This is a genomic window from Streptomyces sp. NPDC007162 (assembly GCF_040634175.1).
GTDB lineage: Bacteria > Actinomycetota > Actinomycetes > Streptomycetales > Streptomycetaceae > Streptomyces.
The window spans coordinates 1-16,585 of sequence record NZ_JBEYFC010000166.1; the positions used below are offsets into that span (position 1 = coordinate 1).

Genomic DNA, 16,585 nt, shown 5'->3' on the forward strand with positions numbered 1-16,585 from the left:
GTGACGGGGTCGTCGACGTCACCCTCGTTGTGGTTGCTGATCATGTCGGGGACGGTGCCGGCGGCCAACTAGGCTCGGGGCATGGAGATTCTGGGCGCCTCCCTGCGCATCTGCGTCGACGACCTCGATACCGCGATCCCCTTCTACGAACGCCTCTCCGGCGGCAGAGCCAGCCGGTTCGAGCGCGGCGGCGTCCAGGTCGCCGCGGTCGGCTCGTTCCTTCTGATGAGCGGCCCGGAGGCGGAGCTGGAGGTGCTGCGCAAGGTGGCCGCGACCATCGCGGTGAAGGACGTGGAGGAGGCGCACCGGCTGCTCAGCGGCCTCGGCGCGCAGATCATCGCGGGGCCGGTGCCGACGCCGGTCGGCCGCAACCTGCTGGCGATGCACCCGGACGGCTCGATCTTCGAGTACGTCGACCAGCACCAGACCTGATCAGGGCCCGGGCGGCCGCATCCGCACGTCGTACCGGCCGGGCAGCGGCTCCTCGGTGAGCCGCGCCCACAGCCGGCCGTCGGCCGCCCCTCCGCGAGCAGCAGCTCCGGAGGCGGAGCGGGGGCAGCGGGTTGTCCGGGCCCCACTCCGCCGCGGGCAGGGTCAGTACCTCGCGTCGGATCCTGGTCAGGATCGCGCAACGGCCGTCAGCCGTCCGCGCGCATCTCCGCCGTGATCGCCCACCGCTCGTGGTCCCGCCAGGCGCCGTCGATGTAGATCATGTTCGGGGAGAAGCCCTCCAGGCGGAAGCCGGCACCGCGTGCGAGCGCGATGGACGCGGCGTTGCCGGGCTGGGCGTTGATCTCGAGGCGGTGCAGCCGCATCGGCCCGAAGGCGTGGTCGACGACCAGCCCCATGGCCTCCCGCATCAGGCCGCGCCCGGCGGCGTGCGCGAACACGCCGTAGCCGAGCGCACCGCACTGGAAGCCGCCCTCGACGATGTTGTTGATGTTGACGAACCCGGCGATCGCGCCATCGGCGTCCTTCTCGCACACCAGGAACCCGGCCTTGCTGCGGTCCTCGATCAGCCGCCCCGCGTAACCGGCGTAGGCGGCGTCGGTGGTGGGCGGGAACAACCACGGCTGGTGGAGGTCCTTGCTCTCCCGGGCCCGGGCGATGAACTCGGCGCCGTCCTCGTAGGTGAAGTGGCGGATGCCCACGCTGGGGCCCTCGGCGAGGTAGCGGGAAGCGGTGTGCGGCATCCCGTCACCCTACGCGCAGCGACGGCCCCCGGGTGGGCCGTCAGCGCAGTGCCGGCTCCGCGAGGGTGAGCGTGCCCGCGTCGGCGTCCAGTTCCGCGGTCACTCCCAGCGGGATCGTCAGGGCGCCCGCGCAGTGCCCGAACCCGAACTCCTCGGCCACCGGCACCCCCAGGCCGCCGAGCCGGTCGGCGAGCATCGCCCGCACCCTCTCGTACGGTCCGCAGCGGTCCCAGGACCCGAGCAGGATCCCGGCGACGCCGTCGAGCCAGCCGGACCGAAGGAGTTGGGTGAGGCTCCGGTCGAGGCTGTACGGCTGCTCGCCCACGTCCTCCAGGAGGAGCAGGCCGCCGCGCGCGCCGGGGTGGGTGCCCGGGGTGCGGAGGCCGGTGGCGAGCAGGCGCAGACAGCCGCCGACCGTGACGCCCCGGGCCCGGCCGGGGACCAGCGCGGTGCCCCGGGAGGGGATCGTGCGGACCTTCTCCGGGGCGAACAGGGTGGCCCGCAGGTGTTCCTGGGCCTCGGTGCTCTTGACGAAGTCCGCGCCCGCTGCCACCGGCCCGTACAGGGTGGCGAGTCCCAGCCGGGTGGCGAACGCCTCGTGCAGGACGGTCCCGTCGCTGAACCCGACGAACGCCTTGGGCCCGGCCGCCCGCATCGCCTCCCAGTCGAGCAGGTCCACGACGCGCTGGGCGCCGTAGCCGCCGCGTGCCGAGAGCACGGCGGAGACGGACGGGTCGCACCAGGCCCGCTGGAGGTCGGCCGCACGGTCGGCGTCCGCCCCGGCCAGGTAGCCCAGCTCGCCGTCCCGTGCCGCCACATGGGGTGCCACCACCGGGTCGAGGTCCCAGCCGCGCAGGATGTCGAGCCCCGCCTGGAGCCGCTCCTCCACGACCGGCCCGCTGGGCGCCACGACGGCGACCCGCGCTCCGGCGGTCAGCCGCGGCGGCCTGGTCAGTTCGCCCACCGGGGCCGCTCCGGCCGCTGACGTCACGTCACTCACTCCACTCACTTCACCAGCTCCAGTGCGGGGATCCCGGCCACGTCGAGGCCGAACACCTGTGCGTAGAGGGCGAGTTCGGCTTCCAGGGCGCGGACCAGGGTCTCGGCGCGCCGGAAGCCGTGGCCCTCCCCCGCGAAGGTGAGGTAGGCGTGCGGCACCGGCCGCCCGTCCAGTCGGGCGAGGAGACGCTCGCACTGCGCGGGCGGGCAGATCACGTCGTCGAGGCCCTGGAGCAGCAGGAAGGGCGCGGTGAGCCGGTCGACATGCTCGGTGGGAGACCGCTCGGCATAGCGCTCGGGCACCTCGGCCCGCGGTCCGATCAGGGATTCCAGGTAGTGGGACTCGAAGTCGTGGGTCTCCCCGGCACCCCAGCCGACGAGGTCGAGGACGGGGTAGGCGATGGTGCCGCAGGCGTAGACGTCGGTGCCGGTCAGGGAGGCGGCGGCGGTCCAGCCGCCCGCGCTGCCGCCGCGGATCGCGAGCCGGGTGCGGTCCGCGCTGCCCTCCTCGGCGAGGGCCAGCGCGACGGCCGCGCAGTCCTCGACGTCGACCACTCCCCACTGCTCGCGCAGCCGTTCCCGGTACTCCCGTCCGTATCCGGTGGAGCCGCCGTAGTTCACCTCGGCGACCCCGATGCCGCGGGAGGTGAAGTAGGCGATCGCGAGGTCCAGGACGAGCGGCACCCTGCTGGTGGGGCCGCCGTGCGCCCAGATGACGTACGGCGGCAGCTCGCCCGCGGGGGCGGTGTGGCCGGGGTGGCGGGGCGGGTGGACGTGGGCGTGCACCTCCCGGCCGCCCGGCCCGGTGAAGGCGCGCACCTCGGGCTCGGAGTAGTAGGCCGGGTCGACCGGGTCGTGGTGCGGGGTGCCGACGACCCGGGCGCGGCCGGAGGCGGTGTCGAGTTCGACGACCTCGGGCGCGGTGCGCGGGCCGGCCCCGACCGCGACGACCCGGGTGCCGTGCACGGCGAGGGTGGAGGCGAACTCGGCCCAGGGCCCGGCGGCGTCGGCCACTTCGCCGGTTTCCGGGTCGAGCACCCCGAGCACGGCCGGTCCGCGGCCGTGGACGACGGCGATCAGCCCGTCGTCCAGTGGCGCGAACCAGCGGGAGCCGAGCCGCCAGAGCGGCCCGGCGAACTCCTCCTCGCGCGGGCAGAGGGGGACGCCGTCCCGGTAGAGGTTCCACCAGCCGCTGCGGTCGCTCGCGTACAGCAGCCGGTCGTCCGCCGACCACTCCACCTGGGCGACGGCCTCCGCCGGTCCGCCAGCGACGGTGCGGACCGAGTGCAGCAGACCGTCGTCGCCGACCTCGCCGACCAGCAGCTCGGTGCCGTCCCAGGGCATCCGCGGATGGTCCCAGGCCAGCCAGGCGGCCCGCCGCCCGTCGTGCGAGAGCCGCGGCCCGGTCAGGAACCGGTGCCGCTCGCCGGTGAGTTCGCGTACCGCGGCCCGGTCCTCGGCGGCCGAGCCGTCCAGCGGTACGGCGGCGAGCACGCGCCGTACGTCGCCGGGGCCGTCCCCGGTGGCCTCCTCCAGTACGCACCACACCTCACCCCGGTCCGGCAGCAGGCGCGGTTCGGCCCAGCGGGGTCCGGGCGGGGTCAGCGGGCGGGGTTCGGCGCCGGGCTCGAACCGGTACAGCCGCTGGTCGTCGAAGTGCGTGAAAACCAGCAGGGGCGCACCGCCGTCGGCGGCCACGGCGCCCGCCCAGGGGTGTCCGCCGTACTCGACGACCCGGCTGCGGACGTTCCACGGCGCGGGCAGCACGGACTCCCGGGTGCTGCCCCGTACCAGGGTGCGGCGGCCGCCCTCCCCGGGCCGGGGTTCGGTCCACCAGGGTTCGCCGCCGACGTACCCCACCCATTCCGGGGCGCCGTCGTGCGCCGCGGCCAGGGCCGCGTCGACGGGCGAGATCCACGAGCCGTACGGCTTCGTCTGCACGCTGTCTCCTTCGCGGTCACGCCGTGCGCAGGAAGCGGTCCAGGACCTGGACGCCGAAGTGCAGGGCCTCGACGGGCACGCGTTCGTCGACCCCGTGGAAGAGGGCCTGGTAGTCGAGGCCCTCGGGCAGCCTGAGCGGGGCGAAGCCGTAGCCGGCGATGCCGAGCCGGGAGAACTGCTTGGCGTCGGTACCGCCGGACATGCAGTACGGCACCACGTGCCCCTCGGGGGCGAACTCCTCGACGGCGGCGCGCATCCTGGCGTACGTCGGTGCGTCCAGCGGTGCCTGCAGGGCGACCTCGCGGTGCTGGAACTCCCAGTCGACGTCGGGTCCGGTGAGCTCGTCGAGGGTGGCGCGGAACTCGTCCTCGGTGCCGTACAGATAGCGCCCGTCGACGAAGGCGACGGCCTCGCCGGGGATGACGTTGAGCTTGTAACCGGCGTCCAGCATCGTCGGGTTGGTGCTGTTGCGGACGGTGGCCTCGACCAGTCTGGCGGCCGGGCCGAGCTTGTCGAGGAGCAGGTCGACGTCGCGGAGGTCGCTGTCGATGCCGTAGAGCGCGGCGAGTTCGGTGAGGGCCGCGGAGACCGTCGGGGTGAGCCGGAGCGGCCAGGTGTGCTCACCGATGCGGGTGACGGCGGCGGCGAGGCGGGTGACCGCGTTCTCCTTGTTCACCTTGGAGCCGTGTCCGGCCCGGCCGCGCGCGGTGAGCTTGAGCCAGCCGGTACCGCGCTCCCCGGCGGCGACGGGGTAGATCTGCCGCCCGGTGCCGTCGTGGAAGGTGAAGGCGCCCGACTCGCCGACGCCCTCGGTGCAGCCCTCGAACAGTTCGGGGTGGTGGTCGGCGAGGAAGCCGGAGCCGTCGACCGCGCTGTCCTCCTCGTCGGCGGTGAAGGCGAGGACGATGTCCCGGCGCGGCCGTACCCCCTCCCGGGCCCAGGCGCGCACCACCGCGAGGATCATCGCGTCCATGTTCTTCATGTCGACGGCGCCCCGCCCCCAGACCACCCCGTCGCGGATCTCCCCGGAGAAGGGGTCGACGCTCCAGTCCGCGGCCTGCGCGGGCACCACGTCGAGGTGCCCGTGGACCAGGAGCGCGTCGGCGGCCGGGTCGGTGCCCTCGATACGGGCGACGACGTTGGTACGGCCCTCGGTGCGCTCCAGGAGGATCGGTTCCAGGCCCGCTCCGGCGAGCTGCCCGGCCGCGTACTCGGCGGCCGGGCGCTCCCGGCAGTCGCCGCCGCCGCGGTTGCTGGTGTCGATCCGGATCAGTTCGGAGGTGAACCGGACGACCTCGTCCAGTGCCTGCTGGTCAGCCATACTGCTCCTCCACCGCGGCCGAGACGATCGTGGTGACCGCCTTGAAGGTGCGGATGCCGTCGTACATGGTTCCTTCGGTGTACGCCACCTTGCGCTCGCCGATCCGCTCGACGCCGGGGACGACGGTGGCGGAGAGGGCGAGGTGCTCGGCGTCGAACTCCAGGGCGATCGTGAAAGGACCGCCGGTCACGGGCTCGTGCCGCACCGCGAGGCGGGCGGCTTCCTTGGCGGCGGCCCGGATGTCCCCGGCCGTCCTGGCCGGGGTCCGGCACACCGCCGCGTACCGGGACACGTGGTCCTTGACGGCGACCTTGAGCGCCTCGGGCGCGTAGCCGAGGGCGTCCTCGCAGGCCAGGTCGTCGCCGGTGAAGAGGACGACGGGGACGCCGTACTCGGCGACCACGTGGGCGTTGAGCAGGCCCTCGCCGGCGCGGACGTCGTTGAGCCAGACCCCGGTGATGGAGTTGGCGAGGTAGGTGTGGGCGAGGACGCCCGCCATGCCGGCGCCGGTGTGGTAGCCGACGAAGGCGACCCCGTCGACGTCGCCGTACTGGACGCCCTCGACCATGGAGAGGGCCTTGTGGCGGCCGGTGATCATCTCGGCGCGTTCGTCGAGCTGCTCGAGGAGCAGGTTGCGCATGCTCCAGTGGGCCTCGTTGATCAGGACCTCGTCGGCGCCGCCGTCGTAGAAGCCGAGGACGGCGGCGTTCACGTCCGAGGTGAACAGCGACCGGCACCGCTCCCACTGCGGTGTCCCCGGCAGCACGTCGCCGGGCCAGGTCACCCCGGTGGCGCCCTCCATGTCGGCGCTGATGAGGATCTTCATGGTCCGTCACGTTACGCGTCGCGGGAGGGCCGGGCCAGCAGGCGGGCGGCAGCGCGCCCGCCCGGCTCCCGCCCGGCCTCCGCGTGACCCCTCAGCCCTCCCGGCCCGCGAGCAGCCACTTCGACGGCAGCACGATCAGCTCGCCGTCCGGGGTGAACTCGGTGGTGGTCAGGGGCAGTTCCCCGCTCGCCAGCACGGTGAGGCCGGCGCTGCGCAGATAGCCGGGGACCGCGTCGTCGGCGACCTCGCCGGGGGCTATGCCGTGCCGGAAAACCGGGGCGAGCTTGGGCGGCGGCCCCGACGGGCTCTGGGCGAGGCCGCCGAGGACGGGCCTCGCGGCCTCGGCGAGTTCCACGAGGAAGGCCCGGCCGCGGTTGCCGACGAGGGTGGCGACGGAGTCGACGAGTGGCTGCCGGTCGTCCGGTTCGCACTGGTGCAGGACACCCCGCATGTAGACGTTGGCGTCGCCCAGCTCCAGGTGCAGGGCCTGGGCCTCGGTCTTCTCGGCCGCGTCGAGGAGCCGGTAGCGGGCCTGTCCCGCGGGATCGGCCTGCCGGGCGTGCTCCAGGGCGGCCTCGGACATGTCGGCGCCCAGGACGCGCGGGAAGTGCTGGGCGAGGAACCGGGTCTGGGTGCCGTTGCCGCAGCCCAGGTCGACCAGGGGCAGACCCGGGTCGATGAGGTGGGGTTCGAAGAGGGCGACGTGGACCGCGGCGGTCACGTCCGGCTCGGCGTCCCAGAACACCGCCCCCGGTTCGTCGGGCGCCTCTCGCCAGAAGCCCTCCCACGCATGCCGGTTCCGACTAGTCACGCTCATGGCCAACTCCCCAGGGTCAAACCGCAGATGACCGTCGTCACTGACGGGCCAGTACGGTCTACCCTGCGCGGGTTTCGGCCACAAGCACCCGGCGCGTTCCTTCACCACCCGTTCGGCGAACGTGCGCCCCCTGGGTCAGCGGCGCCGCGAGGTGAGTTCGAACCAGACGGTCTTCCCGGCGGCCGTACGGCTGGTCCCCCACTCCCGGGCCAGGGTGCTGACCACCCGCAGCCCCCGTCCGGCGTCGGCGTCGGGGCGCGCGTTGAGCAGGGTCGGCAGGGTGTGGTCGTCGTCGTCCACCTCGCACAGCAGGGTCTCGCCGCAGATCAGCCGGAGCTGCACCGGACGGCTGTGGGAGTGCCGTACGGCGTTGGTGACGAGTTCGCTGACCATGAGTTCGGCCGGGTCGGCGAGGCGCCCGAGACCCCAGTCGTGCAGCTGCTCGCGGACGGCGGCGCGGGCCCGCCCGACCTCGGCCGGGTCGAGGGCGAGCCGCCATTCGGCGACGTCGTCGGGCTCGATGCCGTTGAGCCGGGCCATCAGCAGGGCGACGTCGTCCTTGCGGCCGCCTCGGGTGTTGAGCGCGCGGATGATGGTGTCGCAGGCGTGGTCCATGGAGGCGGCCGGGTGGGCGGCGGACTCGCAGAGGGTGGCGAGGCCGACCCCGATGTCCTCGCCGCGCATCTCGACCAGTCCGTCGGTGCACATCACCAGCCGGTCGCCGGGTTCGACGCGCACCCGCAGCGACTCGAAGGCGACCCCGCCGACACCTATGGGCGCGCCGGTGGGCAGGTCGAGGAGTTCGCTGCGGCCGTCGACGGCCCGCACCAGGACCGGCGGGATGTGGCCCGCGTTGGCGAGGTGCAGTTCGCCCTCGATCGGGTCGTAGACGGCGTAGAGGCAGGTGGCCAGGTAGGTGTCGCCCAGGCGCTGCGCCAGGTCGTCCAGGTTGCGCAGGAGTTGGGCGGGCGGCAGGTCCATCGCCGCCATCGTCTGGACGGCGGTGCGCAACTGGCCCATCATCGCGGCCGAGTTGAGGCCGTGGCCCATGACGTCGCCGACGACGAGGGCGGTGCGTGCGCCGGGGAGTTTCACGGAGTCGAACCAGTCGCCGCCGACCCGTCCGAGCAGGGTGCCGGGCAGGTAGCGGGTGGCGATGTCACAGCCCGCCATCCGGGGCGGGATGTGCGGCAGCATGCTGTCCTGGAGGGTCTCGGCGACGCTCTCCTGGAAGGTGTACATGCGGGCGTTGTCGAGTACGAGGCCCGCGCGGGCGGCGAGTTCGGCGCCGGTGACCCGGTCCATGTCGTTGAACAGCTCGCGCTCGGGGTGGCGCAGCAGGATCATGAAGCCGAGCACGACGTTGCGGGCCTTCAGCGGCACCACCAGCATCGAACGGCCGGTGATCAGCGGCCGGATGTCGCGCTTCTCGAACTGGGCGGCGATGGCATGGCCCATCTCCTCGCTGATGCGCGGGACGAGGACCGGTTCGCCGCTGGTCATGCACTGGAAGAACGGGGTGTGCGCCGGGAAGGGCATGGCCTCGCCGACCGGTACGACGTCGTCCCAGCGGCCGGGCTCGTCGGTGTGCTCCAGGGCGACCCGGTGCCACATGGTGGTGGTGTCGGGCACACCGTCCGGGAACCCCTCGCCGGCGACGACCTGTTCCCGCAGGTAGGTGCCCGCGACGTCGGTGAAGCGGGGTACGACGGCTCTGCTGACCTCGACGATGGTGCGGGACAGGTCGAGCGAGGTGCCGATCTTCCCGCTGACCTCGTTGAGGAACTCCAGGCGTTCGCGGACGGCCGCGTACTCCAGGTCCTCGCCCTCGTCGGTGAGTTCGGCGGGGACGGGCAGCCCCTGGGCGGCCGCGTGCGCGGCGCGCGCCCGGCGGGCCTTGCGCTCGGTGCGCCGGGCGACGCCCCAGTCGGGGGTGACCGGCACCCGGTCGTTCTGGCTGAACTCCAGGATGGGGTAGCCGAGTTCCAGGACCTGGGCGACTATCCGGGCGCTCTCGTCCACGCTCATGCTGGGCAGGATCTCGGGCAGCCTGCGGGCCAGTTCCTCGGCGCCGGGGAAGTCGGTGTGCAGGGCGAAGCCGGGCGCGATCCGCTCGAAGGCGACACCCTCGTCCTGCTCGGCCCCGTGCAGCCGTTCGGCGTCGGCGGCCAGCACCAGGAGCCGCTCGTCCCCGGGGCCGACCAGCGGGTACGCCCACCAGAGCACATCGGTGCGGTCCCTGCCCTGCCCTTCGGGCGGGGGTGCCCCCGGCTCGCTTAGCGCGGGCACGGAGAGGCTCTCGCTCCGCCCGGGCACGGTGAGGCGGGCGCGGCCCGCCGCCGGGAAGTTGAGCCGTCCGTCGAGGGAGGACTCCAGGTCGGGACCGAGTCCGTCGTAGGCCGCGTAGGCCCCGTACGGGGTGATCTCGTCGTCTTCTTCGGGGAGGGCGCCGGAGACGGGCAGCAGGTCGAGGACGGCGCGGCCGATCGCCTCCTCCCTGGCGGCCCCGAAGAGCCGTCGGGCCCCGGTGCTCCAGTGGGAGACCCGGCCGGCGCGGTCGACGACGACCACGGCCAGCGGGATGCGGCCCACCGCGCCGTCTCCGGCACCGAGGCCGGCAGGTGCGTCCCGCTCGCTGCCACGGTCCATGGCCCAGGCCCTCTCTCCCCACGGCTCCGCAAAAGATCTGTGCCGCCCGCCACTACCGTACGGTGGCCGCAGGTTGCGATGTGTGGCATTCCTGGAATTGGTTTCACCGGATCACACCGGCGCGCGCAGGTCCGCGCCCCCGCCCACCGCGCGAACCGCTTCCACCGCGCCGGAGCCGGGACTGCGCGCCCGGGGCGGCGGTCAGTCCTCGTGGCCCAGTTGCAGGTCGCGCTCGGTGCGGCCGCCGCCCGCGACCTGGAGGACCGTGGCGACCGGCGGGTAGCCGGCCGCGATGACGGTGTACTCGCCGGACGAGAGGTCGACGAACCGGAAGGTCCCGTCGGCGCCGGTGGTGAGGGTGTCGACGACGTTGCCCGCGGCGTCGAGCAGTGTCACCCGCGCGTCCTCCACCGGCCGCCCTCCCCCGGCGCGGACGGTGCCCTTCAGCACGGCGCCGCCGGCGAGTTCGACGTCCTGCCTGGTCTCCCGGGAGGCCTGCACGGTGACCGGGAGGGCGGCCGGGCGGAAGGCGGGCGCGCTGCCTGCGAGGGTGTACTCGCCGGCCACCAGCTCGGTGATGACATACCCGCCCTCGCGCCCGCTGCGGACGCTGGCGACGACCTCGCCGTGCACGTTGGTGAGGGTGACGGTGGCGTCCCGTACCGGTGTGCCGTCGGCGGTGAGCACGCTGCCCGCGAGGCGTCCGGCGCCGCCGAGGACCACGTCGAGTTCGACGGGCCGCTCGCCGACGGTCACGGTGACGGCCTGCGGCTGGTGTCCGCCGGCGGCGGCGATCAGGACGTAGGCCCCGGAGCCGGGCGTGGCCAGTGCGTACCGGCCGTCCTCGCCGCTGGCGCCGCGGCCGATCTGCCGGCCGACGGCGTCGATGAGGGTGAGGGCCGCGCGGGGCACCACGGTCCCGTCGGGGTGCTGGACGGTGCCGCAGACGGGGATCCCCGCGCCGGTGTGCGGCGGGCGGGGCGGGGTGTGGGTCCCCGCGGCCGGAGACTGGATGCGGGCCTGCGGGATCGGGGCGGTCACGGGAGCGGACTCCGTTTCGGCGGTGTGGTGCGACACCAGCGGTTTCTCCTTGAGGAAGCAGGCGACGATCAGGCCGAGGACGAGCACCGGGACCAGGTAGAGGAAGATCCGGGGCATCGCGTCGGCGTAGGCGCGGATGTAGGCGTCGCGCAGTGCCGGGGGCAGCGCGTGGACGAGTTGCGGGGTGAGGGCCTCCGGGTCGGGCAGCCGGGCGCCGGCGTGGACGGGGAGGCGGCGGTGCAGGGCGTCGGTGAGCCGGTCGGTGAAGAGGGTGCCGAAGACGGCGGCGCCGACGCTCCCGCCGATCTGCCGGAAGTAGTTGTTGGCGCTGGTGGCGGTGCCGAGGTCGGTGGGGCGCACGGAGTTCTGCACGGCGAGGACCAGCACCGGCATCACCATGCCGATCCCGGCGCCGAGAACGGCCATCCAGATGCTGTACTGCCAGCGCGGGGTGCCGACCTCGAGCCGGGACAGCAGCCACATGCCGACGACCGAGAGACCGCCGCCGAGCACGGGGTAGATCCGGTAGCGCCCGGTGTGGCTGATGAGCTGTCCGGCGACGACCGAGGCCCCGACGATCCCGCCCATCATGGGCAGCATCAGCAGCCCGGACCCGGTCGCCGAGGCCCCGTCGACCATCTGCAGGAACGTCGGCAGGTAGCTGGCAGCGCCGAACAGGGCGACGCCGATGACCAGTCCCACCAGGCCGGTCACGGTGAAGACGGGGTCCCGGAACAGCCTGAGGGGGATGAGGGGTTCGACCGCGTGGTGCTCGACGACGAGGAACAGCCCGGCGGCGACCACCGCGCCGGCCCCCAGCCCGAGGATGACGCCCGAGCCCCACGCGTACTCGGTCCCGCCCCAACTGGTCAGCAGGACGAGGCAGGTGGAGGCGGCGGTGAGCAACAGCGCGCCCAGCACGTCGAAACGGGCGCGGGTCCGGGGTTTCGGCAGCTTCAGTACGAGGGTGATGACGGCCAGCGTGACCAGCCCGAAGGGGACGTTGACGTAGAAGCACCAGCGCCAGGAGAGGTGGTCGGTGAAGTAGCCGCCGAGCAGCGGCCCGGCGACCGAGGCCAGGCCGAAGGCGGCGCCGATCAGTCCCATGAACCGGCCGCGCCGCCGGGGCGGCACGATGTCGGCGATGATCGCCTGCACACCGATCATCAACCCGCCCGCGCCGACGCCCTGTACGGCGCGGAAGGCGATCATCTGGTCCATGCTCTGCGCCCGCCCGGCCAGCGCGGAGCCGACGGCGAAGACGAGGATCGCGAACTGGAAGACGCCCTTGCGACCGATCAGGTCGCCGAGTTTGCCGTAGACGGGCAGGCCGACGGTGGCGGTGAGCAGGTAGGCGGTGATCGCCCAGGACATCCTGTCGAGGCCGTGCAGTTCACCGACGATCTTCGGCAGCGCGGTGGCGACGATCATCTGGTCCAGCGCGGCGAGGAGCAGGGCGAGCATCAGCCCGCAGAACACCAGCCAGGTGCGGCGCGGCCCGAGTCCGGGCGCCGGGGCCGGTTCGGCCACGGCGGCGGCCGAAGGCGCCGCAGCCGGTTCCTCGTACTCCACCAGCGTCGTTCCGCCCACGTACCGCTCCCCTCGTCGCGCCTGCGCACCATTGCCGCCGTGATGGCGACAACTACGGGCAGGCGCGACGAGTTACGGCACAGGACCCTCCGGAACGGAGATCCACTCGAACCGGTGAGGGCAGCCAACGCCCCCTTTCCGGCCGGAGGTTACTTCTCGACCTGGGCGGCGAGCTTGTCGAGCACCGCGGCCTGGATCCGGCCGAGGCCCTTGGGGGCGAAGGTCTTCTCGAAGAAGCCGCCGATGCCGCCGGCGCCCTGCCAGATGGTGGTGACGACGACCCTGGACCTCCCCTCCCCGGCGGGGGTGACGCGCCAGGTGGTGACCATGGAGGAGTTTCGGTCCTTCTCGACCAGCTCGCCATCGGTGGGCTCGGTGACCTCAAGAAGGCAGTCGCGGACGCGCTTGTTGGTGGCCTGGAGCTTCCAGTGGACGAGGGTGCCCTCGCCGTCGCCGCCCTCGCGCACCTCGTACTCGCTGTAGTGCTCGGTCAGCAGGTTCGCGCGCGTGCCGCTGTAATCGGCGAGGGTGTCGAACACCGTCTCCGGGTCCGCGGCGACGATCCGCTCCGTGGTGGCCTCGACCTGCGCCATTGCGTTCCTCCAGCAGCTGGGTTCTCCGGGTGGTGCCAAGCCAACCACCCCGGCGCCCGGCGCCCCAAATCGGGGTGCCGGAAGCGGTCGGAAAGAGCGTCCGCACGGTCTCCACGGATCGGTCGCACTCCCTCGCACGATCATGGGAACAGATGTTCTATTCTGTGGTGAGTGCCACCGAGGAGGCGTCATGCGCTGGGAGAACCTCACCGAGGAGACCGAACACGGCCGGGCCGACGCCGCACTGTTCGACGCGGACGCCGTCACCACCCGGACCATCGACACGCCCGAGTTCGAACCCGCACCGGGGCTGCACGCACGCGTGCGCGTACTTCACCGCATGACCCTAGTGAGCCCGGGAGGGCCGATGCTCAGCACTCCGAACGCGGACAAGGCCTGGAAAGGCATGACGAGGTCATTCCCGACCCCGGAGGCGCCCGGCCAGTATGCCGCCCCGAGCAAGGTGGAGAGGACGGCCTACGCCGTGCTGCTGCACGGACCGGCTGCGCGCTCAGACGGCGCCGACGCGAGTCAGTGGCTGCTGCTGCGCGACCGCACAGCGAAGCGCCGGTAACCGACGCACCAGCAGCGGCTGTCGAGGGAGTCCTGCATGGCGCTCACCGGGGCGTTTCCGTTCGTACGCGCAGGCCGGCGCAGGCCGTCTGTGCCGTCGTGCTCTTGCCGACTGGGAGTGGACGAAGGTCGTCCCACGGGCCCTCGGAGGGTGTTTTGCCGCCACCGGCCGGACGCGACAACGCCGCTGATCGCCGAAGCCCCCGGCAAGACACCGATGAGACCCGTCAATGCACCAGCCGGGACACGCATCGGCCTCCGCCAGGACCCTCGACTGCCTCACACGAGTACGCCCAGTCCTCGACGCGGAACAGCGGCACGGGAGCGGTCAGCCGGTTCGCCACCACTACCTCGATCACCTGTCCGTGCGTCAGGTCCGCCCGCACATCCGGTGGCCGCAGCCCGTCGACGATGCCCACGACGTCCAACCGCGCAGCGTGCAGGTGCTCTCGGGATGCCCTCCACGGGCCGCCGGGAAGTGGCGTTGTCGGTGGGCTCTGCCAGGGTGTGCGTCGTGGATGAACTGGTGGAGCGTGTCGACGATCAAGATCGTGTGCTGGGGGTGGTGGTCAGCCGTCGGCAGGCCGTCCTGGAGGGTTGGCTGCACCGTGTCGCCGTGACGGTGTGTCGTGATGAGCGTGGGCGGATCCTCGTTCACCGGCGGTCGGAGCAGTTGTCGCGCTTCCCCGGGCTCCATGAGGTCGTGGCCGGTGGCGCGGTGGGTGTCGGTGAGTCCTACGAGCAGGCCGCTGCACGGGAGTTGGCCGAAGAGCTGGGCATTCGTGTGTTGCCCCGCTTGCTGTTCACGTTCATCAACCGCAGTGGTTTGAGCCCTCACTGGCTCGGCGTGCACGAAGTCGTGGTGCCGGATGCCGTGGTCCCCGATGCCGATGAGGTCGCCTGGCACGGCTGGCTGACGGAGCCGGAGCTGCGGTCGGCCCTGCTGGAGTGGCGCTTCACCCCCGACAGCCACGTAGCTTTCAGACGGTACCTGGCGTTCCGGACCGGACCTTCTCCCGGGCCTCCAGCAGACCGGGCACCGACGGCACCGGCCACCTCCACAAGCGAGACGAACGGACGAACCACGCCCATCTCTCCCGCCGTCCACCAGAGTTCATGCCCACCCAGCCGCCCGAACCAAACGATCACGTTCGGAACGCGGACGGCGTCTCAGGCCGACACCGCCTGAGCAGCGTTCGCATCAGGGACCCACCCCAGCAGAACGCACCCGCCGATGGCCGTCATGGACTGGGGTGGACCTCGGCGCGAGCTACGCACAACATGGGTTGCCTGGGAAGCGGAGCATCTCGGATCTTCGGGCCGTTCCGCTGAACCCACGTTCTGCGTTCCGCCGAGAATTCCGAAGGACCACGCCAGCGGAAATCCGTGGGGAGGGAAAATGTTCGACATACTGATCATCATCGGGCCGGACTGGTGACATCGGCCGACCGGGCCTGATCGTCGGGCCGGGGTTCATTGGAGCACGCGCGATTTCCATCGACGTGTGCCCGACGGGCCTCGGCGCCGACTCCGTAAGGGTGGCCCTTGGTCTGCCCGGTGCCCGTCTTCATATCAATGGTCGCCGAGCTCTGCTGACCGGCACCGGCCGAGGAGCCTCCGCCCACGCCCGCTGCGGTAGCCGCTCCTGAACTCCGGCCGCCACCGGGCCGGCTGGACCGCCTCGGTCGCCATCTCCTTGGCGGGGCGGAAGCCGCGCTGCCCGCCCGCAATTCCACAGCCTGTTCCGAAGAGAACGAGGGAGGAATCGTTGTCGGTCGTCAAGAAGACGCTCACGTCGCTCGTCGCCATCATGTCGATGAGCCTGGGAGCGCTCGCGGTCGCGCAGCCGGCCCAAGCCGGCGCGCTAGGGTGCGCCGTTACGGTCAACGTCGATGCCAGCGAGGCGCAGATCGACAACTGCGCGGGCAACGGCAGAGGTGGCTGGTACTGGCTCTACAACAGTGGCGCTAACAGGGTGTTCAAAGCGCAGCTGTACGTGTGGACCGACTACGATGCACCGCCGCCGGACAACAGCACTGGCCAATGGGCAGTAACGGTGGACGCCAACGAGTCCCAGTCGGGCCAATTTGGGGATCCTGGAGCAAAAATCAGATGGATACAAATCTGCGAATGGTGGTGGAACGGGTACTTTCCGCCACTTCCGGCATACACCTGCTCAAGTTATTTTCCGGTGTAGTTCCAACAATGCACCACAACTAGATCCCCGCCGAGGCACTTCCTGCCGAGCCGCCGGCTGCCCCAAGGTCGCTGCGAAGTCGTTCCCGCTTGCGGCCCCGACGGTTCAGCCGGTCGATTCGGCATTCTTGGCGGCGGCCGCGGCGACAGTTGCAAGGTCTTCGCCCGAGAAGCCGGCACGGCTCAGCACCGCCAGAGATTTGTTCGTCGCCAGCGTGCACAACGCCAGCTCGGCCGCCTCCTGCTCACCGGCCCCCGTCGCCAGCAACGCCTGCTCCAGCCTCGCCCGCAAACCGTCAATCATGGCGCGGACCACCGCCCGGCCCTCCGCGTCAAGCGCTGGGAACTGTGTCGCCGACACCGTGAGCAGGCAGCCATCCGGGACCGACGGGTCGGCGATACGGTTCAGGGAGACCTGCAGGAAGGCGGCCACAACGGCGCTCGGGCTCGGGTGAGGGCCGGACAGTGCCTGCTCGTACAGCGGGTGGTAGGTCTGCGCGTACCGTTCGAGGCTTTTCCGGAAGAGGGCGCTCTTGCCGCCGAAGGTGCCGTAGAGCGAGCCCCGGCCCAGGCCCGTGCCCTCGGTCAGGCGATCGATCGAGGCCTCCGAATAACCCCAGCGCCAGAAGACGAGCATCGCGCGTCGGAGCGCCTCGTCCACGTCGAATTGCTTGCGGCCTGCCATGGTCCGTCAGCTTACACATCTTGTACCGATCGTTCAAAGATGGGTATGGTCGCCGCATGACAACCTTGAGTTCACTGCGGCTGCCTGACGGATTCCTTGACGTCTTCACCAGCCGGCTCGTAGAGGTGAACGGGCTGCGGCTGCACGCGGTCACCGGTGGG

General features: G+C 72.0%; 13 protein-coding genes and 2 pseudogenes. 4 read left to right on the forward strand and 11 right to left on the reverse strand.

Translation table 11 applies throughout. The features are described from left to right. The first annotated feature begins 81 nt into the window (after window positions 1–81). Window positions 82–432 (forward strand): VOC family protein, encoded by a 351-nt coding sequence (locus ABZ646_RS20865; RefSeq protein ID WP_360520744.1) that lies wholly within the window; start codon window positions 82–84, stop codon window positions 430–432. Between the two features lie 206 nt (window positions 433–638). Here ABZ646_RS20865 and ABZ646_RS20870 read toward each other — a convergent pair whose 3' ends face one another. The 9 genes from ABZ646_RS20870 to ABZ646_RS20910 all read right to left on the reverse strand — a co-directional run bounded on the left by ABZ646_RS20870 (window position 639) and on the right by ABZ646_RS20910 (window position 12,970). Next, a complete protein-coding gene (locus tag ABZ646_RS20870) occupies window positions 639–1,193 on the reverse strand; it encodes a GNAT family protein (protein WP_360520747.1) in 555 nt (184 codons plus the stop codon). 40 nt (window positions 1,194–1,233) lie between these two features. Continuing rightward, window positions 1,234–2,157 carry an LD-carboxypeptidase gene (locus ABZ646_RS20875; RefSeq protein ID WP_360520780.1) on the reverse strand — a complete coding sequence of 308 codons (924 nt, stop codon included), beginning with the start codon at window positions 2,155–2,157 and terminating at the stop codon, window positions 1,234–1,236. A 41-nt stretch (window positions 2,158–2,198) separates the two neighbouring features. Then, the gene (locus ABZ646_RS20880; protein ID WP_360520750.1) at window positions 2,199–4,133 is read right to left on the reverse strand and encodes a prolyl oligopeptidase family serine peptidase; all 1,935 of its coding nucleotides are present in this window, start codon (window positions 4,131–4,133) and stop codon (window positions 2,199–2,201) included. Window positions 4,134–4,149: 16 nt separating this feature from the next. Next, window positions 4,150–5,454, reverse strand: a complete 1,305-nt coding sequence (locus ABZ646_RS20885; protein WP_360520753.1) for a M20/M25/M40 family metallo-hydrolase — start codon at window positions 5,452–5,454, stop codon at window positions 4,150–4,152. Next, window positions 5,447–6,280, reverse strand: a complete 834-nt coding sequence (locus ABZ646_RS20890) for a M55 family metallopeptidase (RefSeq protein WP_360520756.1) — start codon at window positions 6,278–6,280, stop codon at window positions 5,447–5,449. The genes ABZ646_RS20885 and ABZ646_RS20890 overlap by 8 nt, the downstream gene beginning before the upstream one ends. Before the next feature lie 91 nt (window positions 6,281–6,371). Next, window positions 6,372–7,097 (reverse strand): methyltransferase domain-containing protein, encoded by a 726-nt coding sequence (locus ABZ646_RS20895; protein ID WP_360520759.1) that lies wholly within the window; start codon window positions 7,095–7,097, stop codon window positions 6,372–6,374. Window positions 7,098–7,232: 135 nt separating this feature from the next. After that, window positions 7,233–9,746: a SpoIIE family protein phosphatase gene (locus ABZ646_RS20900; RefSeq protein ID WP_360520762.1), complete on the reverse strand. Its 2,514-nt coding sequence runs from the start codon at window positions 9,744–9,746 to the stop codon at window positions 7,233–7,235. A 201-nt stretch (window positions 9,747–9,947) separates the two neighbouring features. After that, complete coding sequence (locus ABZ646_RS20905) at window positions 9,948–12,377, reverse strand: MFS transporter (RefSeq protein ID WP_360520765.1); 2,430 nt, start codon at window positions 12,375–12,377, stop codon at window positions 9,948–9,950. A 149-nt stretch (window positions 12,378–12,526) separates the two neighbouring features. After that, window positions 12,527–12,970, reverse strand: a complete 444-nt coding sequence (locus ABZ646_RS20910) for an SRPBCC family protein (RefSeq protein ID WP_360520768.1) — start codon at window positions 12,968–12,970, stop codon at window positions 12,527–12,529. Window positions 12,971–13,160: 190 nt separating this feature from the next. On the opposite strand from ABZ646_RS20910, the pseudogene ABZ646_RS20915 reads away from it, so the two are divergent. Beyond that, window positions 13,161–13,265 (forward strand): annotated as a pseudogene (locus ABZ646_RS20915) (radical SAM protein); the annotation flags it as partial. A gap of 505 nt (window positions 13,266–13,770) precedes the next feature. On the opposite strand, the gene ABZ646_RS20920 reads toward ABZ646_RS20915, so the two are convergent. Then, window positions 13,771–13,971, reverse strand: coding sequence for a hypothetical protein (locus ABZ646_RS20920; RefSeq protein WP_360520771.1), 201 nt, complete (start codon window positions 13,969–13,971; stop codon window positions 13,771–13,773). Between the two features lie 26 nt (window positions 13,972–13,997). Here ABZ646_RS20920 and ABZ646_RS20925 point away from each other — a divergent pair. Together ABZ646_RS20925 and ABZ646_RS20930 are read left to right on the forward strand one after the other, a co-directional pair. Beyond that, window positions 13,998–14,558 (forward strand): annotated as a pseudogene (locus ABZ646_RS20925) (NUDIX domain-containing protein); the annotation flags it as partial. Between the two features lie 753 nt (window positions 14,559–15,311). Beyond that, complete coding sequence (locus ABZ646_RS20930; protein WP_360520774.1) at window positions 15,312–15,740, forward strand: hypothetical protein; 429 nt, start codon at window positions 15,312–15,314, stop codon at window positions 15,738–15,740. Between the two features lie 105 nt (window positions 15,741–15,845). Here the strand turns inward: ABZ646_RS20930 and ABZ646_RS20935 are convergent, their stop codons facing one another. Then, the gene (locus ABZ646_RS20935) at window positions 15,846–16,424 is read right to left on the reverse strand and encodes a TetR/AcrR family transcriptional regulator (RefSeq protein WP_360520777.1); all 579 of its coding nucleotides are present in this window, start codon (window positions 16,422–16,424) and stop codon (window positions 15,846–15,848) included. Window positions 16,425–16,585: the final 161 nt, after the last annotated feature.

Excerpts from the sequence above, each read along its gene's own strand:
- ABZ646_RS20865 (WP_360520744.1), top strand. The coding sequence starts at position 82 with ATGGAGATTCTGGGCGCCTCCCTGCGCATCTGCGTCGACGACCTCGAT.
- ABZ646_RS20870 (WP_360520747.1), bottom strand. The coding sequence starts at position 1,193 with ATGCCGCACACCGCTTCCCGCTACCTCGCCGAGGGCCCCAGCGTGGGC.
- ABZ646_RS20885 (WP_360520753.1), bottom strand. The coding sequence starts at position 5,454 with ATGGCTGACCAGCAGGCACTGGACGAGGTCGTCCGGTTCACCTCCGAA.
- ABZ646_RS20890 (WP_360520756.1), bottom strand. The coding sequence starts at position 6,280 with ATGAAGATCCTCATCAGCGCCGACATGGAGGGCGCCACCGGGGTGACC.
- ABZ646_RS20895 (WP_360520759.1), bottom strand. The coding sequence starts at position 7,097 with ATGAGCGTGACTAGTCGGAACCGGCATGCGTGGGAGGGCTTCTGGCGA.
- ABZ646_RS20900 (WP_360520762.1), bottom strand. The coding sequence starts at position 9,746 with ATGGACCGTGGCAGCGAGCGGGACGCACCTGCCGGCCTCGGTGCCGGA.
- ABZ646_RS20910 (WP_360520768.1), bottom strand. The coding sequence starts at position 12,970 with ATGGCGCAGGTCGAGGCCACCACGGAGCGGATCGTCGCCGCGGACCCG.
- ABZ646_RS20935 (WP_360520777.1), bottom strand. The coding sequence starts at position 16,424 with ATGGCAGGCCGCAAGCAATTCGACGTGGACGAGGCGCTCCGACGCGCG.